The organism is Paenarthrobacter histidinolovorans (genome assembly GCF_014647595.1).
In the GTDB taxonomy this organism is placed as follows: Bacteria; Actinomycetota; Actinomycetes; order Actinomycetales; family Micrococcaceae; genus Arthrobacter; species Arthrobacter histidinolovorans.
In genome coordinates, this window is sequence record NZ_BMPM01000001.1 from 533816 (window position 1) to 560171 (window position 26356).

At 62.7% G+C, this 26356-nt stretch carries 32 protein-coding genes; 2 read left to right on the forward strand and 30 right to left on the reverse strand.

Annotation, left to right across the window (positions count from 1 at the left end; genetic code table 11):
• Positions 1-11 precede the first annotated feature (11 nt).
• The gene (locus IEY62_RS02445; RefSeq protein WP_189013640.1) at positions 12-1358 is read left to right on the forward strand and encodes an ABC transporter substrate-binding protein; all 1347 of its coding nucleotides are present in this window, start codon (positions 12-14) and stop codon (positions 1356-1358) included.
• 63 nt (positions 1359-1421) lie between these two features.
• On the opposite strand, the gene map is transcribed toward IEY62_RS02445, so the two are convergent.
• The 28 genes from map to rpsJ form a co-directional block, all read right to left on the reverse strand.
• A complete protein-coding gene (gene map / locus IEY62_RS02450) occupies positions 1422-2249 on the reverse strand; it encodes a type I methionyl aminopeptidase (protein WP_189014399.1) in 828 nt (275 codons plus the stop codon).
• Between the two features lie 32 nt (positions 2250-2281).
• Positions 2282-3193 carry an NAD-dependent epimerase/dehydratase family protein gene (locus IEY62_RS02455; protein ID WP_189013642.1) on the reverse strand — a complete coding sequence of 304 codons (912 nt, stop codon included), beginning with the start codon at positions 3191-3193 and terminating at the stop codon, positions 2282-2284.
• Complete coding sequence (locus tag IEY62_RS02460) at positions 3190-4911, reverse strand: class I adenylate-forming enzyme family protein (protein ID WP_189013644.1); 1722 nt, start codon at positions 4909-4911, stop codon at positions 3190-3192. The genes IEY62_RS02455 and IEY62_RS02460 overlap by 4 nt, the downstream gene beginning before the upstream one ends.
• On the reverse strand, positions 4904-6154 hold the full coding sequence (locus IEY62_RS02465; RefSeq protein WP_229785003.1) for a cytochrome P450: 1251 nt from the start codon (positions 6152-6154) through the stop codon (positions 4904-4906). The genes IEY62_RS02460 and IEY62_RS02465 overlap by 8 nt, the downstream gene beginning before the upstream one ends.
• Complete coding sequence (locus IEY62_RS02470) at positions 6151-6945, reverse strand: glycosyltransferase family A protein (protein ID WP_229785004.1); 795 nt, start codon at positions 6943-6945, stop codon at positions 6151-6153. Before IEY62_RS02470 ends, IEY62_RS02465 begins: the two co-directional genes overlap by 4 nt.
• Positions 6942-7985 carry a 3-oxoacyl-ACP synthase III family protein gene (locus tag IEY62_RS02475; RefSeq protein WP_189013646.1) on the reverse strand — a complete coding sequence of 348 codons (1044 nt, stop codon included), beginning with the start codon at positions 7983-7985 and terminating at the stop codon, positions 6942-6944. Before IEY62_RS02475 ends, IEY62_RS02470 begins: the two co-directional genes overlap by 4 nt.
• A gap of 109 nt (positions 7986-8094) precedes the next feature.
• Positions 8095-8664, reverse strand: a complete 570-nt coding sequence (locus IEY62_RS02480; RefSeq protein WP_189014405.1) for an adenylate kinase — start codon at positions 8662-8664, stop codon at positions 8095-8097.
• A gap of 5 nt (positions 8665-8669) precedes the next feature.
• Entirely contained in the window at positions 8670-9980 is a 1311-nt protein-coding gene (gene secY, locus IEY62_RS02485; protein ID WP_144659427.1) for a preprotein translocase subunit SecY, read from the reverse strand.
• Positions 9981-10167: 187 nt separating this feature from the next.
• Positions 10168-10650 (reverse strand): 50S ribosomal protein L15, encoded by a 483-nt coding sequence (gene rplO, locus IEY62_RS02490; RefSeq protein ID WP_018776676.1) that lies wholly within the window; start codon positions 10648-10650, stop codon positions 10168-10170.
• Positions 10650-10856 (reverse strand): 50S ribosomal protein L30, encoded by a 207-nt coding sequence (gene rpmD, locus IEY62_RS02495; protein WP_026539814.1) that lies wholly within the window; start codon positions 10854-10856, stop codon positions 10650-10652. Before rpmD ends, rplO begins: the two co-directional genes overlap by 1 nt.
• 2 nt (positions 10857-10858) lie before the next feature.
• Complete coding sequence (rpsE, locus tag IEY62_RS02500; RefSeq protein WP_189013648.1) at positions 10859-11521, reverse strand: 30S ribosomal protein S5; 663 nt, start codon at positions 11519-11521, stop codon at positions 10859-10861.
• A 29-nt stretch (positions 11522-11550) separates the two neighbouring features.
• Complete coding sequence (gene rplR / locus IEY62_RS02505; RefSeq protein ID WP_018776679.1) at positions 11551-11934, reverse strand: 50S ribosomal protein L18; 384 nt, start codon at positions 11932-11934, stop codon at positions 11551-11553.
• Between the two features lie 3 nt (positions 11935-11937).
• On the reverse strand, positions 11938-12474 hold the full coding sequence (gene rplF / locus IEY62_RS02510) for a 50S ribosomal protein L6 (protein ID WP_018776680.1): 537 nt from the start codon (positions 12472-12474) through the stop codon (positions 11938-11940).
• An 18-nt stretch (positions 12475-12492) separates the two neighbouring features.
• Complete coding sequence (rpsH, locus tag IEY62_RS02515; RefSeq protein WP_011775584.1) at positions 12493-12891, reverse strand: 30S ribosomal protein S8; 399 nt, start codon at positions 12889-12891, stop codon at positions 12493-12495.
• A gap of 78 nt (positions 12892-12969) precedes the next feature.
• Positions 12970-13557: a 50S ribosomal protein L5 gene (gene rplE / locus IEY62_RS02520; RefSeq protein WP_018776681.1), complete on the reverse strand. Its 588-nt coding sequence runs from the start codon at positions 13555-13557 to the stop codon at positions 12970-12972.
• On the reverse strand, positions 13557-13916 hold the full coding sequence (gene rplX / locus IEY62_RS02525) for a 50S ribosomal protein L24 (RefSeq protein ID WP_144659420.1): 360 nt from the start codon (positions 13914-13916) through the stop codon (positions 13557-13559). The genes rplE and rplX overlap by 1 nt, the downstream gene beginning before the upstream one ends.
• Positions 13917-13919: 3 nt before the next feature.
• Positions 13920-14288 (reverse strand): 50S ribosomal protein L14, encoded by a 369-nt coding sequence (rplN, locus tag IEY62_RS02530; protein WP_003803789.1) that lies wholly within the window; start codon positions 14286-14288, stop codon positions 13920-13922.
• A gap of 353 nt (positions 14289-14641) precedes the next feature.
• Positions 14642-14938: a 30S ribosomal protein S17 gene (gene rpsQ / locus IEY62_RS02535; protein WP_011775587.1), complete on the reverse strand. Its 297-nt coding sequence runs from the start codon at positions 14936-14938 to the stop codon at positions 14642-14644.
• Entirely contained in the window at positions 14935-15255 is a 321-nt protein-coding gene (rpmC, locus tag IEY62_RS21630; protein ID WP_014922387.1) for a 50S ribosomal protein L29, read from the reverse strand. The genes rpsQ and rpmC overlap by 4 nt, the downstream gene beginning before the upstream one ends.
• Positions 15256-15257: 2 nt before the next feature.
• Positions 15258-15674, reverse strand: a complete 417-nt coding sequence (gene rplP, locus IEY62_RS02545) for a 50S ribosomal protein L16 (RefSeq protein ID WP_003803795.1) — start codon at positions 15672-15674, stop codon at positions 15258-15260.
• On the reverse strand, positions 15675-16496 hold the full coding sequence (gene rpsC, locus IEY62_RS02550; RefSeq protein ID WP_011775589.1) for a 30S ribosomal protein S3: 822 nt from the start codon (positions 16494-16496) through the stop codon (positions 15675-15677).
• The gene (gene rplV, locus IEY62_RS02555) at positions 16497-16862 is read right to left on the reverse strand and encodes a 50S ribosomal protein L22 (protein WP_018776683.1); all 366 of its coding nucleotides are present in this window, start codon (positions 16860-16862) and stop codon (positions 16497-16499) included.
• 39 nt (positions 16863-16901) lie between these two features.
• Positions 16902-17183 carry a 30S ribosomal protein S19 gene (rpsS, locus tag IEY62_RS02560; RefSeq protein WP_011775591.1) on the reverse strand — a complete coding sequence of 94 codons (282 nt, stop codon included), beginning with the start codon at positions 17181-17183 and terminating at the stop codon, positions 16902-16904.
• A 12-nt stretch (positions 17184-17195) separates the two neighbouring features.
• Positions 17196-18035, reverse strand: coding sequence for a 50S ribosomal protein L2 (gene rplB / locus IEY62_RS02565; RefSeq protein ID WP_011775592.1), 840 nt, complete (start codon positions 18033-18035; stop codon positions 17196-17198).
• Between the two features lie 29 nt (positions 18036-18064).
• On the reverse strand, positions 18065-18370 hold the full coding sequence (rplW, locus tag IEY62_RS02570) for a 50S ribosomal protein L23 (protein WP_011775593.1): 306 nt from the start codon (positions 18368-18370) through the stop codon (positions 18065-18067).
• Positions 18367-18984, reverse strand: a complete 618-nt coding sequence (gene rplD, locus IEY62_RS02575) for a 50S ribosomal protein L4 (protein WP_018776684.1) — start codon at positions 18982-18984, stop codon at positions 18367-18369. Before rplD ends, rplW begins: the two co-directional genes overlap by 4 nt.
• Positions 18985-18988: 4 nt before the next feature.
• Entirely contained in the window at positions 18989-19639 is a 651-nt protein-coding gene (gene rplC / locus IEY62_RS02580) for a 50S ribosomal protein L3 (protein WP_018776685.1), read from the reverse strand.
• A gap of 17 nt (positions 19640-19656) precedes the next feature.
• Entirely contained in the window at positions 19657-19965 is a 309-nt protein-coding gene (gene rpsJ / locus IEY62_RS02585) for a 30S ribosomal protein S10 (protein WP_003803825.1), read from the reverse strand.
• A gap of 382 nt (positions 19966-20347) precedes the next feature.
• Here rpsJ and IEY62_RS02590 point away from each other — a divergent pair, with 382 nt between their 5' ends.
• A complete protein-coding gene (locus tag IEY62_RS02590) occupies positions 20348-21781 on the forward strand; it encodes a GH1 family beta-glucosidase (RefSeq protein ID WP_189013650.1) in 1434 nt (477 codons plus the stop codon).
• A gap of 143 nt (positions 21782-21924) precedes the next feature.
• Here the strand turns inward: IEY62_RS02590 and IEY62_RS21775 are convergent, their stop codons facing one another.
• Positions 21925-22050, reverse strand: coding sequence for a hypothetical protein (locus IEY62_RS21775; RefSeq protein ID WP_268241107.1), 126 nt, complete (start codon positions 22048-22050; stop codon positions 21925-21927).
• Between the two features lie 28 nt (positions 22051-22078).
• Positions 22079-26317 carry a proline-rich domain-containing protein gene (locus IEY62_RS02595; protein ID WP_229785005.1) on the reverse strand — a complete coding sequence of 1413 codons (4239 nt, stop codon included), beginning with the start codon at positions 26315-26317 and terminating at the stop codon, positions 22079-22081.
• Positions 26318-26356: the final 39 nt, after the last annotated feature.

The window sequence follows — 26356 nt, forward strand, 5'->3', positions numbered from 1 at the left end:
GAGGAAGCATCATGCGTACCAACCTTGACCGCCGCCATTTCCTGGGATTGGCGGGCCTCGGAGCCGGAGCAGCGGCCCTCGCCGCATGCGGCGGGCCGTCGACGGCGGGCACGGCAGACGCCGTCGACACCGCAACGATCGACTTCAGCGGCGTCAAGCCGGCCGCATCCATCGACTTCTGGACGAACCACCCCGGGAAGTCCCAGGACGTGGAAAAGGCGATCATCGAGAAGTTCCAGGCCAAGTTCCCGGACATCAAGGTGAACCTGGTGACCGCGGGCGCCAACTATGAGGAGATCGCGCAAAAGTTCCAGACGTCCCAGGCAGCCAAGACCGGACTGCCCGGGCTGGTTGTGCTCTCCGACGTTTGGTGGTTCCGCTACTTCTCCAACGGCAGCATCATCCCTATCGACCCCCTGGTAAAGCAGCTGGACATCAAGATCGACGACTTCCAGAAATCACTGGTGGACGACTACAAGTACGACGACAAGCAGTGGGCCCTTCCGTACGGCCGCTCCACCCCGTTGTTCTACTACAACAAGGACCACTTCAAGGCAGCAGGCCTGCCGGACCGCGCACCGGCCACATGGCAGGAGTTCGCGGAGTGGGCTCCCAAGCTCAAAGCCACCTCCGGCGCGCAGTACGCCTACATCTACCCGGCGCTGGCCGGCTACGCCGGGTGGACTCTGCAGAACAACCTGTGGGGTTGGGGCGGCGCCTGGTCCAAGGGCTGGGACATCACCTGCGACTCCAAGGAATCCGTGGCCGCCCTTCAGTGGGCCCAGGACTCCATCTACAAGGACGGCTGGGCCGGTGTTTCCTCCAAGGAAGCCGCCGACGACTTTGCCGCCGGAATCACCTCGTCCACCATCTCTTCCACGGGTTCGCTCCTGGGGGTCCTGAAGGCAGCCAAATTCAACGTGGGCGTCGGGTTCCTTCCCGGCGGCCCCGAAGTCCCCAGCAGCGTCTGCCCCACCGGCGGTGCGGGTCTGGGCATTCCCAGCGGCATCACAAAGGAAGAGCAACTGGCCGCGGCAACCTTCCTCAAGTTCATGACAGAGCCAGAGAACACTGCCGCCTTTTCCGCCGCCACCGGCTATATGCCAACCCGGCTCTCGGCAGACATATCCTCTGTCCTCGCGGCCACTCCGCAGATCAAGACAGCCATGGACCAGCTCGCTGCCACCAAGGTCCAGGACAACGCCCGCGTGTTCCTGCCGGGCGCAGACCAGGAAATGGCCAAGTCCGCAGCCAAAATCCTCACGCAGCAAGGCGACGTGCAGGCGACCATGACCGAGCTGAAGAAGACGCTCGAGGGCATCTACACCAAGGACGTCAAGCCGAAGCTGAAGTCCTGACCCACTTCCTGGCAAAGGAAGAGCGCGGCTACTTCGGTAGCCGCGCTCTTCTTTTTGGAGGTGTTACGGGATGGGGACAGGCACGACGCCGAGCGGCGCCAATTGCTCCGCGCCTCCATCGGGGGCGGACAGGACCCAGATGCCCTTTTCGTGCACTGCTACCGAATGCTCCCACTGGCAGGAACGCTTTCCGTCAGTGGTGACTACTGTCCAGTCGTCGTCGAGGGTGGCAGTTTCGATGTCGCCGCGAACCAGCATGGGCTCGATGGCAAGGCACAGCCCCGGGCGGATCTTGGGACCGCGGTGGCTGGTCCGGTAGTTCAGGACATCCGGGGCCATGTGCATTTCGGAACCGATGCCGTGGCCGACGTAGTCCTCCAGGATGCCCAGGGGCTTGCCGGGGACCGAGGAAACGTAGTCATCGATTGCGTTACCGATGTCACCCACGAACTTGCCCTTGGCCAAGGCGGCGATGCCCCTCCACATGGCGGCCTCGGTGACATCCGAAAGCCGCTGGTCCTCCGGGTCCGCGGTGCCCACGATCACTGTCCGCGCCGAGTCGGAGTGCCAGCCATCCACAATGCAGCCGCCGTCGATGGAGATGATGTCTCCGTCTTGCAGGACACGGCCACCGGGTATGCCATGGACTACTTCCTCGTTGACGGAGGCGCAGATGGTCGCGGGGAATCCGTGGTATCCGAGGAAGTTGGACTTGGCTCCTGCGTCATTGAGGACCGCGGCAAAGACGTCGTCCAGGTCCTTGGTAGTGACACCGGGCCTGGCAGCCGCAACGGCAGCATCGAGTGCCCTGCTCAGGACAAGCCCGGCCTGGCGCATCGTACGCATCTGCTCGTTGTTCTTATATTCAATGCGGGGCTGACCGAACGCCATGTTCTCCTCTGGAAGGTTGCTGTTGGGACCGATCAGGCCCCGTGCTCCAACCATTTTCCCGCATCCGCGACTGTGGTCGAAATTGGCTCGATTCCCAGCTCTCCGCGCAGCCGGTCCAAACAGTACGTCCGCTGCTTCCCCACCTGGCTGACGGCGTAGCGGGTAATCTTCGGAACACGGCCGGTAACCCGTGAGGCTGCCTCCGAAACGGCCGCGAGCGCCATGGCTGCAGGCTCCGGAAGATAGGTGACAGGGACGTCGCTGTGGCCTGAAACGTCAAGCACCTGCCGCAGCACTGCCCCCAACTCCACAGGCCGGGCATCGCCCACGTTCACGGCACCGCGCACCGTCGACTGGCAGGCGGCCAGTATGGCACGCGTCAGGTTGTCCACGTGCGTCAGTTGATGCTTCACCCCGGCGTGTCCGATGCTCAGCAGCCGCCCTCCACGAATGTTGCCGACGAGACGGGGCAACAGTGTCCGATCTCCCGGCCCGTAAACGGCGTGGGGGCGCAGTGCCAGGGCATTACCGTGTCTCCTCGCTTCGACGTCGGCGAGCGCCTTGCTGCGTCCGTAGGCGTTCAGGTGCCTCGCAGCCACCTCTTCCTCAGCACGGTCCACGCACGGTTCCCACCAGGGATAGACGCTGGAGCTTGAGATGTACACCAGGCGTGTCCCTGCGAATGCTTCAGCAACGGCCCTGGTCCCTTCGACGTTTGCCCGGTGAAAGACGGCAGTGTCTCCCCAGTCGGCCACATGGGCGCCGGCGTGGACAACCGCATCCACGTGCGGAATACGAGCGGGTGGCAGACCGGCCAGGTCCCAGTAACTCAAGCCCTTCCCCTGACGTCGGGCATACCGGACGACCTCCCAGCCCCGGGCTTCGGCAGCGTTGGCCACGGCCCCACCGATGAACCCCGTGGCGCCGGTTACAGCGATTCTCATGCGTCCGCCCCTGGGTCCCGCCGCGCGGCAAACATCCCACGCAGGGCCACCCGGTCAGGCTTCCGGTGCCTGCCGGAGGAAGGGATGGATTCCAGGATTTCGATGTGGTCCGGAAGGGCGGACTCATCGATGATCATCGGCAATTCCCTGGCCAACCGGGACTTCAGCGCAGCAGCGGGCCCGCCGGGTTCAGGGACCACCGCCAGCCATACCGCTTCATCTCCGATGCTGTCCGGTACGCCCACCATGACGGCATTCCGGACCCCTTGCACAGCTGCGATGACCGGCTCATACAACGCCGGGTAGATGTTTGTCTTACCCCGGATGATCATGTCCTTCTTTCGTCCGATCATGACCAGCCTGGGCGCACCGGTTCCTCCGTGGTCCAGCCGTACCAGATCACCAGTGGCGTGCTCCACCATCGGGTCCTCGCCCAAGTAGCCGAGGCACATGTTCGGCCCGCGGGCGAACAGCTCATGGTCGACTGCTACGCGGATCCCGACGGCGGGCAGCGGCTCTCCGAGGAAGTCGCCTTCACCGCTGCCATCGGGCCCGGTGAACTCTGCTTCGGCCCCGGATGCGAAGGCCAGTTTCTCCCGGCCATCGGCAATGGCGATGGGCAGTACCTCGGTCATGCCGTAGATGAGCTTGAACCCGACTCCGGGCATGAGCCTCATTGCCCGTTCAAGGAAGGGTGCCAGGATGGGCGCGGCCCCCAGCATCACCGTCCTCAGCGTCGCGGGCAGGGTGACGGAACCGTCTTCGATGGCATCCAGGATGGGTGCCAGTTGTGAGGGCACCAGGAAAAGGTGGGTGGCGGCGTCGTACGACGCTTCCTTCCCGGCAACGGCGCCCAACTCGCCTGCCAGGCGTAGCGGGTCAATGTGTGCCGAGAAACCATAACCGGGCATGGTCCAGTGGGCACCGGCGATCAAGGCGGGAAGGCCCATCATGAGCTGCTCGGAGTGGATCCGGTCGCCCTCACCGAAGCTGCATCGCGTCGATAACTGCCCGAAGCCTGCGGCCAGGGATCCCCTCGTATGAATGACCCCTTTGGGTGCGCCCGTGGTGCCGGAGGTGAAGATGATCACCGCCTCCTGTTCGGTCACTGTTTCCGTGGGTCCGGCGGAGTCCTGCCCCTGGGGAAGCGGTGCCGCAAGCCCTTTGACCGGTGAGGCACCGCGGGGTACGCCCGGGAGCCACGGCCCGGAGTAGTAGTGGCGGACGTCCATTGCCCCGTAGTCCGGGAGGAGCAGGCCGCGGCCGCGTGCGATGGGGCGAAGCGGGCTCTTGGCACTGATGGCATACAGAAGTGATTCCGATGCGGCCCAGCGCGGGGCAGCGAGTTCTGCCCGGTCGCGGAAAAGCGCAGGCCCTATGCCGGGATCGATGAACACCACGGAGCCACCCGCCCTCACGGCTCCGAGTGCCAGAATAAACGCTTCGGGGCTGGGCCGGACCGAGAAGAGCATCCGCTCCCCTGTCCCGAATCCGTCATCCTGTAAACGCCGGGCCGTGGCCTCAATGCCGTCCACCAACGCGCGGTACGTGATGGTACGGCCGGGCCGGACGCAGTCGTTTCCCCATCGCGCCCACGGAGGCTGTCTTTTGCCCGGCGCCGTGATGGCGGGACGGTCGGGAACGCGATCCGCCGAGGCATAGACTGCAGTGATCAAATCCCGGGTCACCAAGGATTGCCCAGGTGTTTCATCAGGCATGGGCCAGCTCCAACTTCCGGTACCCGGGAATCAGCACTCCCCTGCTGACCTGGCGGGCAGCAATGTGCCAGGGCCGCTGTGCATACAGGTCCAGCAGCAGCTCCAGCGTCGTATTGATTTCTGCCATGGCAAGCGGCATGCCAATACAGAAATGCGGTCCGGCACCGAACCACAGCTGACGTGCCTGCTGTGGTGTTGCCTGCGCCGGATCAAAGCCACCCAGGCTCTTGGCGGCATGGATGGTTGAGAGCAGGATCCTGTCCCCGGCGAGGACCTTCGTGCCGCCTAGTGATCCATCAACCACTGCGTCCCGCAGCATCATCGGTGAGGGAACCGTGAAGCGCAAGGCCTCGTTGACTGCGGCCGGAACAGCGGACCGGTCCGCGGCCAGTTCACCGAGCCGTCCACTGTCGGCAAGCAACGCCACCAGCCTTGGCACGAACGACACCAGGGTTTCTGTGCCCACCATCACGAAAGCACTGATGATGCCCATGGCCTCGTCCTCGGACATGCCGAGTTCGCGGAGCCTGCCGGGGAAGGTATCGGGGTCGCTTTCCCTGTAGGCCGCCCGGACTGGTCCGGCCAGCACGTCGACGGCGGATCGCCCCTTGGCCACTTGCCTTGCGGTGAGCGTCGGTCGGCCCAGGCGGACAAGCGACGAAATGGAGGACCCCAGGTCGAAGAGCTCCCTGTCTGCCAGCCTTCCCGGGGCATGTTCGGGAACCCCCAGCAGGCGCGAAATGACGCCGCCGGCCAGTTCTTTCACGCAGTCCACCAGGTCCACGCGGCCGCGCGCTTCCAGTTCTTCGTGCACGCGCGACTTCAGCGCGGCCGCTGCCGGTTCCACGATGCCTTCCACGGAGCGGGGCGTGAAGAGGTCACCCAAACGGCGTCGCAGTAGCCGGTGTTCCTCACCGTCCATGTTCACCAGCGCCTTGGGCCCTACAACGGGAGTCCACAATGCACCCGAGCCTGATGGGCCGTTCTTGACGTAGGCGTCGTGACTCATCAGGACCTCGCGTACCAGTCCCGCTTCGCTGACCAGTACACCCAGCCCGGGGATGCGAAGCACCGGACGGAGTCCGCCCAGTCCGCGGATGATGGGATACAACACCGGGTGGGCTCCGAGATGGACACGGCGCTCCCAGCGTTCCGCAGTGTTCTGTTGGCGGTTTGCCGCCGGGTTCGCCGGAATCTTGCGCGCCGCGGCCCGCGCGCTGGTCTCCTGGAATCCGCGCGTCACCGGATATCCACGTGTTCGGGCCGGTAGCGGTGGTCCGCATACCAGGCCAGCGTGTTCTTCAGCCCCCACGCCTTCACCCGGCGGGAGGAACCAAACACCACAACATCGCGTCTGAGGGCGTAGTTCCGCGTCAGCTTCCGTACCCGGTTGGACAAGGCCCGGTCTTCATGGAGGTCCTCGATTTTGCTTCTGGGGAAACCGCCTGAGCGCTGGTACATGTCGGCAGTGATGGCCATGTTGCAACCGGGGAGCATCTGATATGGACCCAAGTACCCCTCACCCTTGTTGCCGGGCCGGATCCGGCCGAAGAACGAAGCTACCTCGACGGCCAACAGCATCATGAGCCGTTCACGGGAGGTAATGCCCTCGTCCTCGCGGGGATTCAGTTGTCCGGCGATGAGCTCCAGGCCGTCTTTAAATGCAGCCATGATCCGCGCGGTCCAGTCAGGCGCGGCCAGGCAGTCGGTGTCGGTGCGGGCCAGCCACCGCGCACCGTGTTCCACGCCAAAGCGCATACCGGAATCAGCTGCCGCACCCGTGCCCTTCTGGCTTTCGTGAACCAACCTGATGTCCATGCGCGGATGTTCCGCCGCAAAGCCGGCCACGATGTCGCAGCTGCGGTCCGTGGAGCCGTTATCCACTACTACCACGGTGAAGTCCGGAAAAGATTGTGCTGCCAAGGAGTCCAGTGCCTGCCGTACCAGCTTCTCTTCATTGAGCATCGGCATGGCCACGCACAAGGACCGGGTGGGTGCCGTGCTTGATAGCCTGTCATGCAACTCCGCGTTCATAGCCGCACCACCGCCATGCCCAGGCTCACGCCGCCACCCAAACCGACCAACGCCACAAGGTCACCGGGACCAGCCCTGCCACTGTCCACGGCAAGCTTCAATTGCAGGGGAAGGCTGACAGAGGCGAGGTTGCCAAAGTCCTCAACGGAATGAACCAGCAGTTCCGGAGGAACGCCGGCTCCTTCGGCGAAAATCTGCCGGTAGGGTGCGCTGACCTGATGCACGCAGACCACGGCAAAATCCGTCCATGCGAGGTGCATTTCCGCGAGCGTTTCATCAAGGATGTCCGAACCGAGGTCCAGGAACGCGTCCTTGAGCTTTTCCCCGTCCATGCTGAAATAGCTGGCCTCGGGATCACGCGGGAACGCCGAACCTCCCGCCGCCAAGGTACCTACTGACCAATGGCTGCTTCGCGCCGTAAAGCCCATGGCCAGGATTCCGGCCGCCCCGCCCCCAGCTGAGCCAGGCTCAACCGCGGCTTCCAGCAACACTGCTGCCCCGCCGTCGCTCATGGTGTACCCGGGAAAGCTGGAGGCGAACGTGGGGAAGTCCGGTACCGACCACCGCACCGCCCGGGAGGGCGACTCCCCCGTGACCACCAGAACCCTCGCGTAACGCCCTCCGGCGATCAACGCATCGGCAACCTCCATACCGTTGAGGAAACTGTTACAGGCGTTCTTGACGTCCATCACCGGGCACGAAAGTCCCAGTTTCGCCGCCACCATGTGTCCTGTGGCCGGTTCAACCATGTCCTGGCTGGCAGAGGCGAAGACCAGCAGATCCACGTCAGGTGCCTGCAGTCCACATTCGGCCAGGACTTTGGCAGCAGCGTTGGCCGCCAGATCGGAGGCCTGCTCCGTCGCGGACATGACACTCCGGGAACGGATCCCCGTGACCCGGCCGATGAGGCCTTTCGGGACCCGGAACCCGGGACTGGAATCAGCGATGCGGCGTTCGACGGCGGCAGTGTCCAGCCGCGTGGGCGGCAGGTAAACCTCAAGCCCCGAAATCCGGCTACGTCCCGACAGAGCTGTCTGCATGCGATTCCCCCAAGGATGTGCCGCGTCAACGAAAAAGGGTGTGTCCCGCACCTATGGTACGGGACACACCCTTCACTCAAGTTCCGGTTGCCCGGCTATGTGGAAAACCCTAGACAGCCTTGGCCGACTCGATAGCGGTCAGCACGCGGTCGGTAACTTCATCGATACCGCCGATGCCATCCACCTTGGTGAGGATGCCGCGTTCGGCGTACTTCGCCACAACGGCTTCGGTCTGCTCGTGGTAGAGGTCGAGACGGTGACGAATCACGGTCTCGTTGTCGTCCGAGCGGCCGGTCTCCTTGGCACGGCCCAAAAGCCGGGCAACCAGTTCTTCATCGTCCGCAGTCAGCTGGAGCACGACGTCGAGCTCCTGCTCACCTTCAGCGAGGATCTGGTCCAGGTAGTCAACCTGCGCAGTGGTGCGCGGGTAACCGTCCAGGAGGAAGCCGTTCTCGACGTCGCTCTGGCTCAGGCGGTCACGAACCATGTTGTTCGTAACGCTGTCCGGAACGAAATCGCCGGCATCCATGTACTTCTTGGCTTCGATGCCCAAGGGGGTTTCGCCCTTGACGTTGGCACGGAAGATGTCGCCGGTGGAGATGGCGACTACGCCGAGGCGCTCGGAAATCCGCTCAGCCTGTGTACCCTTGCCCGAACCGGGAGGTCCAATGATCAGCATTCTCGTCATCGCAAAAGCCCTTCGTAGTGACGTTGTTGTAGCTGCGCATCAATCTGCTTGACGGTCTCCAGGCCAACACCCACCATGATCAGGATTGACGTGCCACCGAACGGGAAGTTCTGGTTGGCATTGATCAGGACGAGTGCAACCAGCGGAATCAACGCCACGAAGCCCAGGTAGAGGGCTCCAGGCAAAGTAATCCTGGAGAGCACGTACTGCAGGTAGTCCGCGGTCGGTTTACCCGCCCGGATGCCCGGAATGAACCCGCCGTACTTCTTCATGTTGTCCGACACTTCTTCAGGGTTGAAGGTGATGGCTACGTAGAAGTAGGTGAAGAACACGATCATGGCGAAGTAAAGCGCCATGTAGATGGGATGGTCGCCACGGGTGAGGTTGTTGTTGATCCACTCAACCCACGGGGCCATCTGCTCCCCTGGCTTCGGCTGGTTGAACTGCGAAATCAAGCCGGGCAGGTACAGCATGGAGGAAGCGAAGATGACAGGCACGACGCCGGCCATGTTCACCTTGATGGGAATGTAGGTGCTGGTGCCGCCCACGGTGCGGCGACCGATCATGCGCTTGGCATACTGCACCGGGACACGGCGCTGCGACTGCTCAACGAAGACCACGAGGGCCACGGTAAGCAGGCCGATGGCAAGAACGATGAAGAACGTTCCCGGGCCCTTGGTCTCCCAGATGGAACCAAGTGAGCGGGGGAAGCCGGCAGCGATGGAGGTGAAGATCAGCAGCGACATGCCGTTGCCGACGCCGCGCTCGGTGACGAGCTCGCCCATCCACATGATCAAGCCCGTGCCCGCTGTCAACGTGATGATGATCAGGAGGGTGGTGATGATGCTTTCATCGGGGATGATCGGCAGGTTGCAGCCAGGAAGCAACTGACCGGAACGGGCCAAGGACACCAGGGTGGTGGCGTTCAACAGGCCCAGTGCGATGGTGAGGTACCGGGTGTACTGCGTCAGCTTGGACTGGCCCGATGAGCCCTCCTCGTACAACTGCTGGAACCGGGGAATAACCACCCGGAGCAACTGCACGATGATGCTCGCCGTGATGTAGGGCATGATGCCCAGGGCAAAGATCGAGACCTGCAGCAACGCGCCGCCGCTGAACAAGTTCACCAGCTGGTAGATGCCCTGCGAGGTGTCACCGTTGTTCAAGCATTGCTGGACATTCTGGTAGTTCACACCAGGCGAGGGGATGAAAGCTCCCAAGCGGAAGATTGTGATGATTCCCAGCGTGAACAACAACTTGCGTCGCAAATCAGGCGTCCGAAACGCCCGGCCGAATGCGCTTAGCAAGCGTCCTCCTGAGTAGAAAGTACAAGGATGTGGTCGGGCTCAATGAAACCCAACAACCGAGTCTAACTGCTTGTGACGCCGTCGTAATAATCGAGAGTCCACAACCACGAAAAAAATCCCGGTATCCGGGGCCGAAGCCCCGCATACCGGGATTCTTTGTTACAGCGGGCTGATGCCCCACAAACCCTTAGAGGGCAGTGGTGGATCCGCCTGCTGCGGCAATCTTTTCCGCAGCGCTGGAAGAGAATGCGTGCACGGTGACGTCAACCTTGACGGTGATGTCGCCGGTGCCGAGCACCTTTACGGGCTGGTTCTTGCGAACGGCACCCTTCTCAACCAGGGACTCAACGGTGACAGTGCCACCTTCCGGGAACAGCTCGTTGAGCTTCTCCAGGTTTACAACCTGGAATTCAACCCGGAACGGGTTCTTGAAGCCGCGCAGCTTCGGCAGGCGCATGTGCAGCGGCAGCTGGCCGCCGGCAAAGCCAGCCTTTACCTGGTAGCGGGCCTTCGTACCCTTGGTACCGCGACCAGCGGTCTTACCCTTGGAGCCTTCACCACGACCAACACGGGTCTTGGCTGTCTTGGCACCCGGGGCGGGACGCAGGTGGTGGACCTTCAGAGTGTTCTGCTTCTCAGCAGCCTCTGCGGCGGTCTTGTTCTCTGCCATTACTTCGCCTCCTCTACATTCACGAGGTGCGGAACCGTGTTCAGCATGCCAACGGTTACGGCGTCAGCGGTACGGACAACAGTGTGTCCGATGCGCTTCAGGCCGAGGGACCGAAGGGTAGCGATCTGGTTCTGCTTGGCGCCGATGACGCCCTTGATCTGGGTGATCTCCAACTGGGCGTCGGAGGGAGTCAGGTTCTTAGCCATGACTAAACACCTGCCTTCTGGTTCTGGAGCGCGCGCACCAGAGCAGCAGGAGCAACCTCGTCCAGCGGCAGGCCACGGCGGGCAGCCACGGAAGCGGGCTCTTCGAGCTGCTTCAGAGCGGCAACGGTCGCGTGAACGATGTTGATCGCGTTGGAAGAACCGAGCGACTTGGAGAGGATGTCGTGGATACCCACGCACTCCAATACCGCGCGGACCGGACCACCGGCGATAACACCGGTACCGGCGGAAGCCGGACGCAGCAGGACAACGCCTGCAGCAGCCTCACCCTGGACACGGTGCGGGATGGTGTTGCCAACGCGGGGAACGCGGAAGAAGGACTTCTTGGCCTCTTCTACGCCCTTTGCGATAGCAGCGGGAACTTCCTTGGCCTTGCCGTAGCCGACGCCGACCATGCCGTTGCCGTCACCGACGACCACCAGGGCGGTGAAGCTGAAGCGACGACCACCCTTGACGACCTTGGCAACGCGGTTGATGGTGACAACGCGCTCTACGAACTGGCTCTTCTCGGCTTCACGACCGCCGTCGCGGCCACCACGGCCACCACGGTCGCCGCGGCCCTGGCCACGGTCGCCACGACGTCCGCCGCGGCGGTCATCGGTAGCGGGTGCGGTCTCAGTTGCTTCAGCAGCTACAGCTTCAGTCACCTGAATGTCCTTTTCGTTATTTTCAACGGTCACAGTGCCAGCCCACCTTCGCGAGCACCGTCAGCGACGGCGGCGATGCGGCCGTGGTACTTGTTACCGCCACGGTCGAAGACAACAGCCTCGACGCCTGCAGCCTTTGCACGCTTGGCAACGAGCTCGCCGACGCGCTTGGCCTTGGCAGTCTTGTCTCCGTCAAGTGCACGAAGGTCAGCTTCCAGAGTGGAAGCGTAAGCCACGGTTACACCCTTGCTGTCATCGACAACCTGGACGAACATGTGGCGTGCCGAGCGGTTGACGACCAGACGAGGACGTGCAGCCGTACCGGTGATGCGCTTGCGGATACGAAGCTGGCGACGGTTGCGTGCAGCCGACTTGCTCTTGTTCGTACGCTTCTTGTTAATTGCGATGGCCATGGTTTACTTACCAGCCTTTCCGACCTTGCGGCGGATGACTTCGCCGGCGTAACGGACACCCTTGCCCTTGTAGGGGTCGGGCTTGCGCAGCTTGCGAATGTTGGCAGCAACCTCGCCGACCTGCTGCTTGTTGATACCCGCAACAGAGAGCTTGGTCGGACCCTCTACTACGAAGGTGATGCCTTCGGGTGCAGAGACGTTAACCGGGTGGCTGTAGCCCAGAGCGAACTCCAGGTCAGAACCCTTTGCCTGAACGCGGTAACCGGTACCAACGATTTCAAGCTTCTTCTCGTAGCCCTCGGTAACGCCCTGGATCATGTTGGCGATCAGGGTGCGGGTCAGGCCGTGCAGCGAACGCGAGTTGCGCTCGTCGTTCGGGCGGGTGACCGTGAGAGTGTTCTCTTCCAGGGAGACCTCGATCGGGCTGGCCACAGTGTGGCTCAGCTCGCCTTTGGAACCCTTGACGCTGATGACGGAGCCATCGAGCTTGACCTCAACTCCGGCAGGAACGGTGATGGGGAGACGTCCAATACGTGACATTATTCTCTTCCTTTCCCGTTACCAGACGTACGCGAGGACTTCGCCGCCCACGCCCTTCTTGCCGGCCTGCTTGTCAGTCAGGAGGCCGGAAGAGGTGGACAGGATTGCGATACCCAGGCCACCCAGCACGTGAGGCAGGTTGGTGGACTTCGCGTAAACGCGGAGGCCCGGCTTGGAGATGCGGCGGACGCCAGCGATGGAACGCTCGCGGTTCGGACCGAACTTCAGGTCGATGGTCAGCTTCTTGCCAACCTCGGCGTCCTCTTCCTTCCAGCCGGCAATGTAGCCTTCTGCCTTCAGGATGTCAGCAACGCGTGCCTTCAGTTTGCTGTACGGCATGGACACGGTGTCGTGGTATGCCGAGTTTGCATTGCGCAGACGCGTGAGCATGTCTGCGACAGGATCTGTCATAGTCATTTGGGCTATAGCCCTTCCTCGTACCGGTTTCCGCTGTGCTTGCTCTTAGGAGCCTGCGCAGTCGGACCTGTCACGTAGTTAGTTTTCGGTCTTGAACGGGAAACCAAGCGCCTTGAGCAGCGCGCGGCCTTCGTCGTCGGTCTTGGCGGTGGTGACAACCGTGATGTCCATGCCGCGTACGCGGTCAATGGAGTCCTGGTCGATTTCGTGGAACATAACCTGCTCGGTCAGACCGAAGGTGTAGTTGCCGTTACCGTCGAACTGCTTGCCGTTGAGGCCGCGGAAGTCACGGATGCGGGGCAGAGCCAGCGAAACCAGACGATCCACGAATTCCCACATGCGGTCTCCACGCAGAGTTGCGTGTGCACCGATGGGCATGCCTTCGCGCAGCTTGAACTGGGCGATCGACTTGCGGGCCTTGGTTACCTGCGGCTTCTGGCCGGTGATCAGGGTGAGGTCGCGGACAGCGCCGTCGATCAGCTTGGAGTCCTTGGCGGCATCTCCAACACCCATGTTCACTACAACCTTCACCAGGCGGGGAACCTGGTTCACGTTCGCGTAGTTGAATTCGTCCTGCAGCGACTTCTTGATGGTCTCTGCGTACTTCGTCTTCAGACGCGGAACGATCTTGTTTGCGACAGTGGTCTCAGACAGTGTTTCACTCATCAGATGTCCTTCCCGGTGGCCTTGGACACGCGGATACGGACGGTCTTGGTGCGGCCATCCTTCTCAACGGTGTCGAGACGGAAACCAACACGGGTCGGCTTCTTGGTCGACGGGTCTACCAGAGCAACGTTGGAAACGTGGATCGGGGCCTCAACGACCTCGATGCCACCGGTCTTGGTGCCGCGCTGCGACTGACCGACCTTGGTGTGCTTGGTGACGCGGTTGATTCCCTCTACCAGCACGCGGTTGGTGTCCGGGAATACGCGCAGAACCTTGCCCTGCTTGCCGCGGTCTCCGCCGCGTTCCTGCTTGGCGCCGGTGATGACCTGAACGAGGTCACCCTTCTTGATCTTAGCCATGGACTAAAGCACCTCCGGGGCCAGCGAAACGATCTTCATGAACTTCTTGTCGCGAAGTTCACGACCAACCGGGCCGAAGATACGGGTACCGCGGGGGTCACCGTCGTTCTTCAGAATCACAGCTGCGTTTTCGTCAAACTTGATGTAGGAACCATCCGCACGGCGGCGTTCCTTCTTGGTACGAACGATGACAGCCTTGACGACGTCACCCTTCTTTACGTTGCCGCCAGGGATAGCGTCCTTGACGGTGGCGACGATGACGTCGCCGATGCCTGCGTAGCGACGACCGGATCCACCGAGAACGCGAATGGTAAGGATTTCCTTAGCACCCGTGTTGTCGGCGACCTTGAGTCGCGACTCCTGCTGAATCAATTTCTACTCCTTGCGTCGCGCCGGTTCTCAGACCGAAATCATGCATACGGAATGAGCCTTGCGGAACGGTTGATCGGGGTGTCTCTTGACCTGCCTGGATTTTGCCAGAACAGGCCTAAACGCCCGTGCCACAAGCATCAGCTTCCCTTGCAGAAAACTCTGCGCGGGGCAGTATGCAGCGGCACGATTGTTTACGAGGTAGTGGACGACGCACAAGTGGCGCCATACAAACTCAATATCCTAGCACGTTTAAGGCCAGCAGCCGAAACGGGCCGGAAAGCGGAAAGGCCCGCATTCCGTAGGGAATGCGGACCTTTCCAGTGAATCACGGCCAGGCGTGCCTGGCGTTGGATTTACTTGGCCTTTTCGAGGATCTCCACCAGACGCCACCGCTTGGTAGCGGACAGCGGGCGGGTCTCAGAGATGAGAACGAGGTCGCCGATGCCGGCGGTGTTCTCTTCGTCGTGAGCCTTGATCTTCGAGGTGCGGCGAATAACCTTGCCGTACAGAGCGTGCTTTACGCGGTCTTCAACCTGAACAACGATGGTCTTTTCCATCTTGTCAGAGACAACGTAGCCGCGACGCGTCTTACGGTAACCGCGCTGTTCAGCGCTGGCTGCTGCTTCCGTCACAGTTTCCTTCTCGCTCACTTGGCGTCCTCTCCAGCTTCAACCTCGGCCTTTTCAGCCTTGGCAGCCTTCTTGGACTTCTTTTCTTCCTTGGCTTCCACAACCGGTGCGGCAACCTCGGCACGAATGCCCAGCTCGCGCTCACGGAGAACGGTGTAGATGCGTGCGATGTCCTTCTTTACCGCGCGCAGGCGACCGTGGTTCTCCAGCTGTCCGGTGGCGGACTGGAAACGCAGGTTGAACAGCTCTTCCTTGGACTTGCGGAGTTCTTCAACGAGACGCTCGTTGTCGAAACCGTCCAGCTGTGCGGGTGCGAGATCCTTCGACCCTACTGCCATTTCTATTCACCACCTTCGCGACGCACAATGCGTGCCTTCAACGGCAGCTTGTGGATTGCCAGGCGCAGGGCCTCGCGAGCTACCTCTTCATTGACACCGGAGAGTTCGAAGAGAACCCGGCCCGGCTTGACGTTTGCGACCCACCATTCCGGAGAACCCTTACCGGAACCCATACGGGTTTCAGCAGGCTTCTTCGTCAGCGGACGGTCCGGGTAGATGTTGATCCAGACCTTACCGCCACGCTTGATGTGGCGGGTCATCGCGATACGAGCGGACTCGATCTGACGGTTGGTAACGTATGCCGGGCTCAGGGCCTGGATACCGTACTCACCGAAGCTGACCTTGGTGCCGCCCGTAGCAGCGCCGGAACGACCCGGGTGGTGCTGCTTACGGTGCTTGACTCGACGTGGGATAAGCATTTAAGCCTGTCCTCCTTCTGCTGCCGGAGCAGCAGCTTCAGCGGCCGGTGCTTCAACGGCAGCAGGTGCTGCCTCAGCTGCCGGACGGTCGTTACGACGACGGCGGTCGCCACCCGGGCGGCCCGGACGGTCTCCTGCACGGCCACGGGACGGAGCAGCAGCTGCCTGCTGAGCCAGTTCCTTGGCGGTTACGTCACCCTTGTAGATCCAAACCTTCACACCGATGCGGCCGAAGGTGGTCTTGGCTTCGTAGAAGCCGTAGTCGATGTTCGCGCGGAGGGTGTGCAGGGGCACACGGCCTTCGCGGTAGAACTCCGAGCGGGACATTTCTGCGCCACCCAGACGACCCGAGCAAGCAACACGGATGCCCTTGGCACCCGCACGCTGTGCGGACTGCATTGCCTTCTTCATCGCACGGCGGAAAGCCACGCGGGAAGTCAGCTGCTCAGCGATGCCCTGGGCAACAAGCTGTGCTTCCATCTCGGGGTTCTTGACCTCGAGGATGTTCAGCTGAACCTGCTTGCCGGTGAGCTTTTCGAGCTCGCCGCGGATGCGGTCTGCTTCGGCGCCGCGGCGACCGATGACGATGCCCGGGCGTGCCGTGTGGATATCCACGCGGACACGGTCACGGGTGCGCTCGATCTCGACCTTGGCGATGCCGGCGCGCTCCATGCCGGTGGACATGAGCTGACGGATCTTGATGTCCTCGCGGACGAAGTCCTTGTAGCGCTGTCCCGGCTTGGTGCTGTCAGCGAACCAGTGCGAAACGTGGTCGGTGGTGATGCCGAGTCGGAACCCGTGCGGGTTTACTTTCTGTCCCACTTAGCGAGCCTCCTCTTTCTCGGGGGTTGCCACGACCAACGTGATGTGGCTGGTCCGCTTCCTGATGCGGTAGGCGCGGCCTTGGGCACGCGGCTGGAACCGCTTCATGGTCGGGCCTTCATCAACGAATGCTTCGCTGATGAACAGGTCGCTGTCGTCGAATGCAACGCCGTCACGGTCCGCGAGGACACGTGCGTTGGCCATTGCCGACTGAAGTACCTTGAATACCGGCTCCGAAGCTGCCTGGGGGGCAAACTTCAGAATTGCCAGAGCCTCATTCGCTTGCTTACCACGAACAAGGTTGACGACGCGCCGGGCCTTCATAGGCGTTACGCGGATGTGACGCGCAATAGCCTTGGCTTCCATTGCTTTCCTTCTCTCGTCTAAGACGTAAGGTCAGGCGCCTTAGCGGCGCTTGCCCTTACGGTCGTCCTTAACATGGCCGCGGAATGTCCGCGTGGGAGCGAATTCGCCGAGCTTGTGCCCGACCATCGACTCAGTGACAAACACCGGGATGTGCTTGCGTCCGTCGTGTACGGCGATCGTGTGCCCGAGCATGTCGGGGATGATCATCGAACGACGGGACCAGGTCTTGATGACGTTCTTGGTGCCCTTATCGTTTTCCCGTGCGACCTTCACAAAGAGGTGCTGGTCAACGAAAGGACCTTTTTTCAGGCTGCGTGGCATGTGTCCAGGCTCCTATCGCTTGTTCTTGCCAGTACGGCGGCGACGAACAATAAGCTTGTCGCTCTCTTTGTTCGGACGGCGGGTACGGCCCTCAGGCTTGCCGTTCGGGTTAACCGGGTGACGTCCACCGGAAGTCTTACCTTCACCACCACCGTGCGGGTGGTCAACCGGGTTCATGGCTACACCACGGACAGTCGGGCGAACGCCCTTCCAGCGCATGCGGCCGGCCTTGCCCCAGTTGATGTTCGACTGCTCGGCGTTGCCGACCTCGCCGACGGTTGCGCGGCAGCGCACGTCAACGTTGCGGATTTCACCGGAGGGCAGACGCAGCTGGGCGAAACGGCCTTCCTTGGCAACGAGCTGTACCGAAGCACCTGCGGAACGTGCCATCTTGGCGCCGCCACCCGGACGCAGTTCAACTGCGTGGATTACGGTACCAACCGGGATGTTGCGCAGCGGCAGGTTGTTGCCCGGCTTGATGTCAGCGTCGGGGCCAGCCTCGACGAAGTCACCCTGGGACAGCTTGTTGGGGGCGATGATGTAACGCTTGGTGCCATCAACGTAGTGCAGGAGTGCGATGCGAGCCGTGCGGTTCGGGTCGTACTCGATTTCGGCAACGCGGGCGTTGATGCCGTCCTTGTCGTGACGACGGAAGTCGATCAGACGGTACTGGCGCTTGTGCCCACCACCCTTGTGACGGGTGGTGATCTTACCGGAGTTGTTACGGCCGCCAGTCTTGTGCAGCGGACGCAGCAACGACTTTTCCGGAGTCGATCGCGTGATTTCAGCAAAGTCGGCTACGCTCGAGCCACGACGGCCCGGGGTAGTCGGCTTGTATTTACGGATTCCCATAATTTATTTCCTCGTTAAAGTGGTCTCCGCTACGCGAGCGGACCGCCGAAGATGTCGATTGTGCCTTCTTTGAGGGTGACAATTGCACGCTTGGTGCTCTTGCGCTGTCCCCAGCCGAATTTGGTGCGCTTGCGCTTACCGGCACGGTTGATGGTGTTGATCGAGTCAACTTTGACCGAGAAGATCTTCTCAACGGCCAGCTTGATCTCGGTCTTGTTCGAGCGAGGGTCCACCAGGAAGGTGTACTTGCCTTCGTCGATCAGACCGTAGCTCTTTTCCGAAACGACGGGTGCAAGCACGACGTCGCGCGGATCCTTGATGGTGGTTACGCTCACTTGGAGGCCTCCTCGTTCTTTGCCTTGTCAGCGACGAACGCCTCGAAAGCAGCCTTTGTGAAGACCACGTCGTCGGAGATGAGCACGTCGTAGGTGTTCAGCTGGTCTGCGTACAGAACGTGAACATCCTGGAGGTTGCGCACGGAAAGTGCAGCAACATCGTTGGCGCGCTCGATAACGACGAGCAGGTTCTTGCGCTCAGTGACAGAGCGCAGCGAAGCCAGTGCGTCCTTGGCGGACGGCTTGGTGCCGGCTACCAGTTCAGCGATGACGTGGATGCGACCGTTGCGGGCGCGGTCAGACAGGGCGCCGCGGAGTGCAGCAGCCTTCATCTTCTTGGGGGTGCGCTGGCTGTAGTCACGAGGTGTCGGACCGTGGACAACGCCACCGCCGGTCATGTGAGGAGCACGGATGGAACCCTGACGGGCGCGGCCGGTGCCCTTCTGCTTGAACGGCTTGCGACCTGCACCGGAAACCTCGGCGCGGGTCTTCGTCTTGTGAGTACCCTGGCGTGCAGCAGCGAGCTGTGCGACGACGACCTGGTGCAGCAGCGGCACGTTGGTCTGGACGTCGAAGATCTCTGCAGGCAGGTCTACCTTGACAGTGCTAGTCATTGAACTAGGCTCCCTTCACGGCGGTGCGTACGAGTACGACCTGGCCGCGGGCACCGGGGACGGCACCCTTGATAAGGAGCAGCGACTTCTCAACGTCAACAGCGTGAACCGTGAGGTTCAGCGTGGTGTGACGCTCGGCGCCCATGCGGCCGGCCATTTTCAGGCCCTTGAAGACGCGGCTCGGGGTGGATGCGCCACCGATGGAGCCAGGCTTACGGTGGTTCTTGTGGGCACCGTGGGAAGCGCCAACGCCGTGGAAGCCGTGACGCTTCATAACACCGGCGAAGCCCTTACCCTTGGAGGTGCCGACGACGTCGATCTTCTGGCCGGCTTCGAAGATCTCAACAGAGAGCTCCTGGCCCAGCTCGTAGGATGCGGCGTCTGCGGTACGCAGTTCGACGACGTGGCGGCGAGGGGTAACGCCAGCCTTTTCAAAGTGACCAGCCAGCGGCTTGGTGACCTTGCGGGGGTCGATCTGGCCGTAGCCGATCTGGACGGCGACATAGCCATCGACATCTGCGTTGCGCAGCTGCGTGATGACGTTGGAGTCAGCCTGGACGACAGTTACCGGGATGAGCTTGTTGTTCTCGTCCCAGACCTGGGTCATGCCGAGCTTCGTGCCCAGCAGGCCCTTTACGTTACGGGTTGCGGTCATAGTCTCTCAGCACCTCCCTAGAGCTTGATTTCGATGTTCACGTCTGCAGGCAGGTCGAGACGCATAAGCGAGTCAACGGCCTTCGGCGTGGGGTCGATGATGTCGATCAGACGCTTGTGAGTACGCATTTCAAAGTGCTCACGGCTGTCCTTGTACTTGTGAGGAGAGCGAATAACGCAGTAAACGTTCTTCTCCGTGGGCAGCGGCACCGGGCCGACTACCGTTGCGCCTGCGCGCGTGACCGTCTCAACGATCTTCCGCGCTGAAACATCAATGACCTCGTGGTCATATGACTTCAGCCGGATGCGGATTTTTTGTCCCGCCATGTCGCCTGACTCTCTTTCAGCTAGTGCTGCTCTAGTTAGGGCTGCTCTGTTTACTTACCTGTTGATGTGGCCGCCGAGGCGTTTGAGGTTTTACCACCACACGCCGCACAAGCTGAATCCGGATATTCCGGGTTCCTCAACCTGCCGGCGCACCGACCCCCGCGGTCGGGCGTGTCGCGATTTCCACGCAGACTCGACCGCATTCCATGGGGTTCAGGGTTATGTTTGGGCTTCAACCTGGACCCTGACACCCGGCATTATCCGGATCGGGACACGAAGAAGCGCTTGAACAACTCATCCAGTATGGCGGAAATCCGGAGCAAAGGCCAATCGGCCCGCATTGGGCATTGCCCGGCCTTCGCCAACTGGGGATGATGGTGGCATGTCCGTCCAGGATTCAGGCTCAGTGGAAGATCTCGCTGCACGCCTGCGGCCTGGTTTCACGTTGGGGGTGGCAGCTGCCGCCTTCCAGATCGAGGGTTCCCTCACGGCCGATGGCCGCGGGCCGTCCGGGTGGGATGCGTTCGCGGAAAAGCCAGGAGCAATCGTCGACGGCGGCTCCCCCACCGTGGCCTGCGACCACTACAACCGCGCGGACGAGGACATAGCCCTCATGCAGGAGCTTGGCGTCGATTCCTACCGGTTGTCGTTGTCGTGGCCAAGGATCCAACCCGACGGCCGGGGGGCGGTCAACCAGCGGGGACTGGACTTCTACGATCGCTTGTTGGACAAGCTCCTGGCCGCTGGCATCTCCCCCATGGTCACCCTCTATCACTGGGATACCCCGCTGGCCCTTGAGCATGCAGGCGGCTGGATGAACAGGGACACGGCGCGGCGGCTGGCAGACTATGCCGCTGTGGCCGCACGCCGGTTCGGCGACCGCGTGGACCACTGGGTCACAGTGAACGAACCCGTGTCCGTCACCCTGCAGGGCTACGCGTTGGGGGCGCACGCCCCGGGCCGCCAGCTCCTGTTCGACAGCCTGCCCGCCGCCCATCATCAGCTGCTGGGCCACGGGCTGGCAGTCAAAGCACTCAGGGCAGAGGGTGTTAAAGGCAAGATCGGCCTGTCCAATATGCACTCCCCCGTCCGGCCGGCAAGCAACCGGCTCTCGGACCGCCTTATGGCTGAGGCCCTGGACCTGATGTTGAACCGCATCTACGCCGACGCAGTCCTCTTGGGCAAGTACCCCAAGCCATCACTTCCCCTGTGGCCATGGTTCCGTTCCCTGGGCCCTGTGCTCGACGGCGACCTCGAGACAATCAGCCAGCCCCTGGATTTCTATGGCTTGAACTACTACTACCCCATCAAGGTGGCTTCGGGGCGGGGCCCGGCTGAAATTCCTACCGGGCAGGCGGAGGAGATGGCAAACATCCCGTTCCACCTGGCCGCCTATCAGGAGTACCAGACCACGGGCTTCGGCTGGCCCGAAGCACCGGAGCAACTCGCCACGGTGCTCCAGGAGATGAAGCAGCGCTACGGGGATGCGTTGCCCCCTGTGTTCATCACTGAGGGCGGAGCCAGCTTTCCGGAGCCCGCCCATGTGGACGGCCCTGTCCAGGACACCAACCGGATCGCGTACCTGGCTGAGCATCTGGGCCACGCCGTCAGCGCGACCGGCCCGGGTGGCGTGGCGGAGGGCGTGGATCTGCGCGGATACTACGTGTGGACGCTGCTGGACAATTTCGAGTGGGCAGCCGGCTACTCGCAACGCTTCGGCCTGGTCCATGTGGACTTCGAGACGTTGGAACGGACGCCGAAGGAATCGTTCTACTGGCTCAGGGCCTTGGCGCGGGCGCGCGTCCGGGACCAGTAGCGCGTCCGGGAGCAGCACAGTCGGGAGGAGCAGGGCAGCCAGGCTGAGTAGCGCAAGCGGGTTAAATCGCTGCCGGGTCGGTGCTGGGATCAATTGGCGGCGCTGGCCCGGTAGGCGGGTAGCCCGGCCCTCGCCGCCCGATGCTACTGGTTCTTGTTGGCCCGCCTGATGCGCTTGGCCCTGTCGATCTCTTGCCGGAAGTTCTTGCGTCCCCACACAACCGCACCAGCAATGGCAGCTATGACTACCAGGAAAATCAGGAATTCCACACCGTGCTCCTCTTCGTAGAATCCAACCCTATCGGACGCCGCCGTAGCCCCGCGAGGACTCTGTGTTATTCGAGCCATCGCTGACGGCCGCGTCGTCGGGGCCGGTGGGCGGTTTACGGTTCAAGCGCCACACCGCGAGCACAATGAGGCCCACGGCCACAAGCGCCAGCATCGCGAACGCGTAGGTGCGGAGCGCCCACATGATGCTCAGCACCACGCCGACGGCACCCCAGGCAACCAGCAGGCGCTCGGCCACGATGAGTCCCACCGCGAGCAGCACCACGTGTGCCACAAGAACATACAGTTGCTGCCCCGCGGTTCCACCAAAAATGGTGCCCACTGAGGTCACAGACAGGATCCCGGCCCCGATGCACAGGCGCAGCAGGCCCGCCCGGCTCTGATCCTGGTTGAAGCGCCGCCCCTTGATGTAGCGCAGTCCTGCCAAAACAGCAGCTGCCACGACGTACCACTGCACAGTCCAGAACCAGTCGGGGCGGGCATCACCAACGAACAACACTGCCCGCTGCAGGGCGGCGAGGGAGATCACGCTTGCCGCTTCGCCGGCGAGCCACTTCCCCCGGGGAGCTTCGGCCACCACCACCGCACCTGTGGCTGACACCAGCACGAAGGCCACCAAGGCAGTCTCATCGTGGATCATGCCAGCTACGGCCGCCGCCGCCAGTCCGAGCACCGCGGTGCCGGCCAGGGATCGCTCGCGCCACAGCTCACCGCGGATGGCCGCCGGCCCCATGATCCTCACTGCGTACAGGCCCGCAGCCGCACCGCCGGCACCCAGGAGCCAGACGGCGTAATGCGACCAGACGTCAAAGGGCAGGTTGCGGAGCAAACCCTCGACGGCGGGCACCGCACCGAGCAGCACCGCCGGCGCGGCCGCAGCATAAAGACGAGGCAGTCCTTCCACATGGGAGGCAGCGAACAGGACGCCAGCCAGTGTCAGCACCGACAACCCGGTAAGGGCGTAGTCCACAGGCAAGGTCAACAGGCAGCCGAGGCCCACGAAAGCCATGGAGGTCGCCAACCAGAACCAGCGCTCCACGGCGACCAGGGTGGTGGAACCGGGCTTTTGGGTCCGCGGCGGGAAGGCAATCCGGAAAACAACCAGGCAGGCAGCGAGCCCCAACAGCGTTACGGGCACCTGGGACTCATTCAACAGTGGCAGCGACAGCCACGTGGAAGAAGGGAATCGAAGCGCCGGCCCCGAAACCATCACCAGCGCCCCGAGAGCAGCGGCACCCAGGTATTGGGCTCCACGCACACCCAGGAAACGCCAGGCGATGGCCACCGCTGCCGGGACGACGACCAAGCCGGCCATGACCACCCAACGACCACCGCCGTCGTAAGCCCCGGACGCCAAGTAGCCGAAAGGAAGCAAGAGCTGGGCACCCAAGGCGGCCCACGTGGTTGGCTGTTGGAAGGCAACGGCCACGTGGCGCTGACGCAGGAACAGGGTCAGAACATGCTGGAGCAGCAGAAGCAAAGCCAGCACGATGACCACAGCAGCCGGGGAATCTGTAGCATCCGCCACCACTACGGTGATGAAGGACGCCCCGAGAATCCGAAGCCCCGCAAGGTACGCGCCGCGTACACGGGAATTGCGGGCGAGGGCCATCATGACGGCGCTGCAGCCAGCGAAAATGGCAAGGAGGACCTCGACGTCGTGGATGTGCCCGAGCCGAAGTGGCAGAAGCAGCACCAACGCTGCCGGAGCGAAAACCCAGGCGCCCGGGCCACCACGCAGGACCACGGTGCATGCGACCGCAGCGACGGCCGTGGCGATGGCGACCACCCCCGGTTGCCAACTGTCCCTGGGCAACCAGCCTCCCGCCGTCGCACCAAATGACAACGTGATGGTGGCTCCCGCCATCACCGCGACCGTAACCGCCGCATCGACAACGGAAGCCCGCGGGAACCGGGGCCGGAACCGGCTGGACAAGGGGAACACCAACTGCAATGCTGCAACAGTTGCTACGACGAGCGGAACACCGGGAGTCTCCCCCGCGATCTGCAGAGTCCAGCCACTACGCAACGCGTCAACAGTGACAGAGGCCGTCAGCAAGGTTCCAGCAGCGCGTGCAAACCACCAGTAGCCTTGGCGGGGGTACGGACCCCTGAACCGTAACGCAGTGGCGCCGAAGTAGATGGTAATTGCCAGAAGCACCAGGTTCGCCAACGTCAGCGATACGGCAGCAGCAGCGACGGCGCCGGCAACGATGGCAGTGACGGGAGCGAGCACCTCCCCGCTTGTCGGAGTCCACGTCCCCACGCCACCTTGCGTGCCCTTCACGGAGCGCAAGAGCAGCATTCCGGAGGCCAGTCCCGTGGCCAGGACCAGGAGAACCGCCAACGAAACACTCGGACGACCCGCGACATGGTCAACGACCGGCAGCAGCAGAAGCGCAGCCATCGCGACGCCCCCGGCCACGGCTGCAGTTGCCTGCGGCGCCACGAGCTGGACGCCGCGCCGCCACAGTACCGCACTGCCAAGTTCCTGAAGGCCCGCCGCGGCAACGAGCGCCACCAAGGTATGGGCAAACCTGTCCGGGCTGTGTTCGAAGATGGCCGCCACGGTGGCCGGGACAGCCGCCGTCAGTGCTATCCGGCCGGCGAGAACCAAGTGCTGCCGGTTGGCCGTCTGCCTAAGCAACGCCGCCACCGGCCAGTAGAAGCCCGCCGTTGCCAAGAGCAGGGCAACCGGCCAAGCACCCACGAGGACTGCCAGGGCGAGGCCGGTCCCGGCAACAGCAGCTGGCGCAAACAGGACAGCGGCGGCTGCGGGCGCCGGCTCCCGTGCAAGCCTCCAGCCCAACACCATGGACGTCAGCATGGTCACGTACAGGGGTACATGGACGGGAAGGTCGAAGCTGCCGAAGCCCAGAACCGCCGTCAGAACAGCGGCGGCCACGAGTTGCAGGCCCCAGCACAATACCGCGTCAGTCCATCGCAGGCGGGGAGCCAGCTTGGCACCACCGAACGCAACCCCCAGTGACTGGACGCCGAGGCAGAGCACAGTAACCAGAAGCACTGCGCTGACATCCGAAGAGACGTCCCACACCAGCCCCAGGAGGGACAGAGTCAGCGCGGCCCTGGCCGCATGGAAGTGTTGCAGCCTGTACCGGGCGCGAGGCACCATGACCATCACTGTGAAGTAGCAGCCACACATCAGCATCACCAGGGCATACTCACCGTACGACAAAAGGTGCGGAGTGAAAGTCACGGCCAAGGCCACCAGGGGAACAACATAGGGGTGCAGCAGCATCAGTGGGCGCACATACAGCGGAGGAATCCACCGCGGACGAAGCAACGCCCCCAATGTCAGGAGGATGGCAACGCCGATCAGGGCAGTGAAGTACCACACCAGCGCACCGCCAAGCATGGAGACTCCAGACCACGCCGTGGAGACAACGAAACTGATCGACAAGTAGGCCAGGACCTTGTTGTCCAGCTTCACCGCCGTATACGCATACACGACGGTCCCCAGCAATGAAGTAACCAGCCAGGCAGCGGGCCCATTGTGCAGAACGAAGTTGTACATGGCCAAGCCGGTAACGGGAATCAGTGCCAATCCGGTCCCGACGAAGGCCGTCGCTGCCGGCCTAAGCCGCGGGATCTTCGCATGGATGATCAATCCTGAGATGTAGAACAACGCCGTGATGAACCAGATCCCCGCGAATCGGAACAATTCCGGGAGGCTGGTCCCTACAAACAAGGCCCCCGCGGCCACCAGCAGCAAGCTGGCGACGTAGAGGGTGATGTTGATGTTCTGCTGATCGCGCCGCGCCTTACGGGCCGCCACCTCCGCCGGGGATTCCCGAACGGGAGACGGCCCCTGCACAGGAGACTGCCCCTGCACAGGAGGTGGACCCTGCACAGGAGACTGCCCCTGCACAGGACGTGGACCCTGCGCAGGGAGTGGTACCTGCACAGGCGCTGACCGTGCACTGGCAGGATGCGCGGGCGGGAACGGCACTGGGATGGGCCGCGGTGAAGCAGACTGTTGAACTGTGGGGCGGACAGCCGCAGGCGACCGTTGCGCCGGGGACTGTGTGCTGCTCCCCTGGCGTTTGGCCTCGGCATCGCGCCAACCCGCCACATGTCCGGCCAGGTAGCCTGCCTGGTACGCCTGGGTGCCCGGCATCCGGGAGTGGGTGTCCTCGCGAAGCGCCGACCGACGCCCTTGGCTCCGACCCAACGCATTGCCGATCACCCCGGAGATGGCAACAAGCATCACGATCAGCAGGGCGTTCATGGCAACTCCTTGGTGTCGCTGGCAGTGGGCATCCGCCAG

Coding starts and splice junctions, on each gene's coding strand:
- IEY62_RS02445 (WP_189013640.1), top strand. CDS start 12: ATGCGTACCAACCTTGACCGCCGCCATTTCCTGGGATTGGCGGGCCTC.
- map (WP_189014399.1), bottom strand. CDS start 2,249: ATGGCGTTCGGTCAGCCCCGCATTGAATATAAGAACAACGAGCAGATG.
- IEY62_RS02455 (WP_189013642.1), bottom strand. CDS start 3,193: ATGAGAATCGCTGTAACCGGCGCCACGGGGTTCATCGGTGGGGCCGTG.
- IEY62_RS02460 (WP_189013644.1), bottom strand. CDS start 4,911: ATGCCTGATGAAACACCTGGGCAATCCTTGGTGACCCGGGATTTGATC.
- IEY62_RS02470 (WP_229785004.1), bottom strand. CDS start 6,945: ATGAACGCGGAGTTGCATGACAGGCTATCAAGCACGGCACCCACCCGG.
- IEY62_RS02475 (WP_189013646.1), bottom strand. CDS start 7,985: ATGCAGACAGCTCTGTCGGGACGTAGCCGGATTTCGGGGCTTGAGGTT.
- IEY62_RS02480 (WP_189014405.1), bottom strand. CDS start 8,664: ATGCTGATCATTGGACCTCCCGGTTCGGGCAAGGGTACACAGGCTGAG.
- rplO (WP_018776676.1), bottom strand. CDS start 10,650: ATGGCAGAGAACAAGACCGCCGCAGAGGCTGCTGAGAAGCAGAACACT.
- rpmD (WP_026539814.1), bottom strand. CDS start 10,856: ATGGCTAAGAACCTGACTCCCTCCGACGCCCAGTTGGAGATCACCCAG.
- rplR (WP_018776679.1), bottom strand. CDS start 11,934: ATGGCCATCGCAATTAACAAGAAGCGTACGAACAAGAGCAAGTCGGCT.
- rplF (WP_018776680.1), bottom strand. CDS start 12,474: ATGTCACGTATTGGACGTCTCCCCATCACCGTTCCTGCCGGAGTTGAG.
- rpsH (WP_011775584.1), bottom strand. CDS start 12,891: ATGACTATGACAGATCCTGTCGCAGACATGCTCACGCGTCTGCGCAAT.
- rplE (WP_018776681.1), bottom strand. CDS start 13,557: ATGAGTGAAACACTGTCTGAGACCACTGTCGCAAACAAGATCGTTCCG.
- rplX (WP_144659420.1), bottom strand. CDS start 13,916: ATGGCTAAGATCAAGAAGGGTGACCTCGTTCAGGTCATCACCGGCGCC.
- rpmC (WP_014922387.1), bottom strand. CDS start 15,255: ATGGCAGTAGGGTCGAAGGATCTCGCACCCGCACAGCTGGACGGTTTC.
- rplP (WP_003803795.1), bottom strand. CDS start 15,674: ATGCTTATCCCACGTCGAGTCAAGCACCGTAAGCAGCACCACCCGGGT.
- rplV (WP_018776683.1), bottom strand. CDS start 16,862: ATGGAAGCCAAGGCTATTGCGCGTCACATCCGCGTAACGCCTATGAAG.
- rpsS (WP_011775591.1), bottom strand. CDS start 17,183: ATGCCACGCAGCCTGAAAAAAGGTCCTTTCGTTGACCAGCACCTCTTT.
- rplB (WP_011775592.1), bottom strand. CDS start 18,035: ATGGGAATCCGTAAATACAAGCCGACTACCCCGGGCCGTCGTGGCTCG.
- rplD (WP_018776684.1), bottom strand. CDS start 18,984: ATGACTAGCACTGTCAAGGTAGACCTGCCTGCAGAGATCTTCGACGTC.
- rplC (WP_018776685.1), bottom strand. CDS start 19,639: ATGACCGCAACCCGTAACGTAAAGGGCCTGCTGGGCACGAAGCTCGGC.
- rpsJ (WP_003803825.1), bottom strand. CDS start 19,965: ATGGCGGGACAAAAAATCCGCATCCGGCTGAAGTCATATGACCACGAG.
- IEY62_RS02590 (WP_189013650.1), top strand. CDS start 20,348: ATGTCCGTCCAGGATTCAGGCTCAGTGGAAGATCTCGCTGCACGCCTG.
- IEY62_RS02595 (WP_229785005.1), bottom strand. CDS start 26,317: ATGAACGCCCTGCTGATCGTGATGCTTGTTGCCATCTCCGGGGTGATC.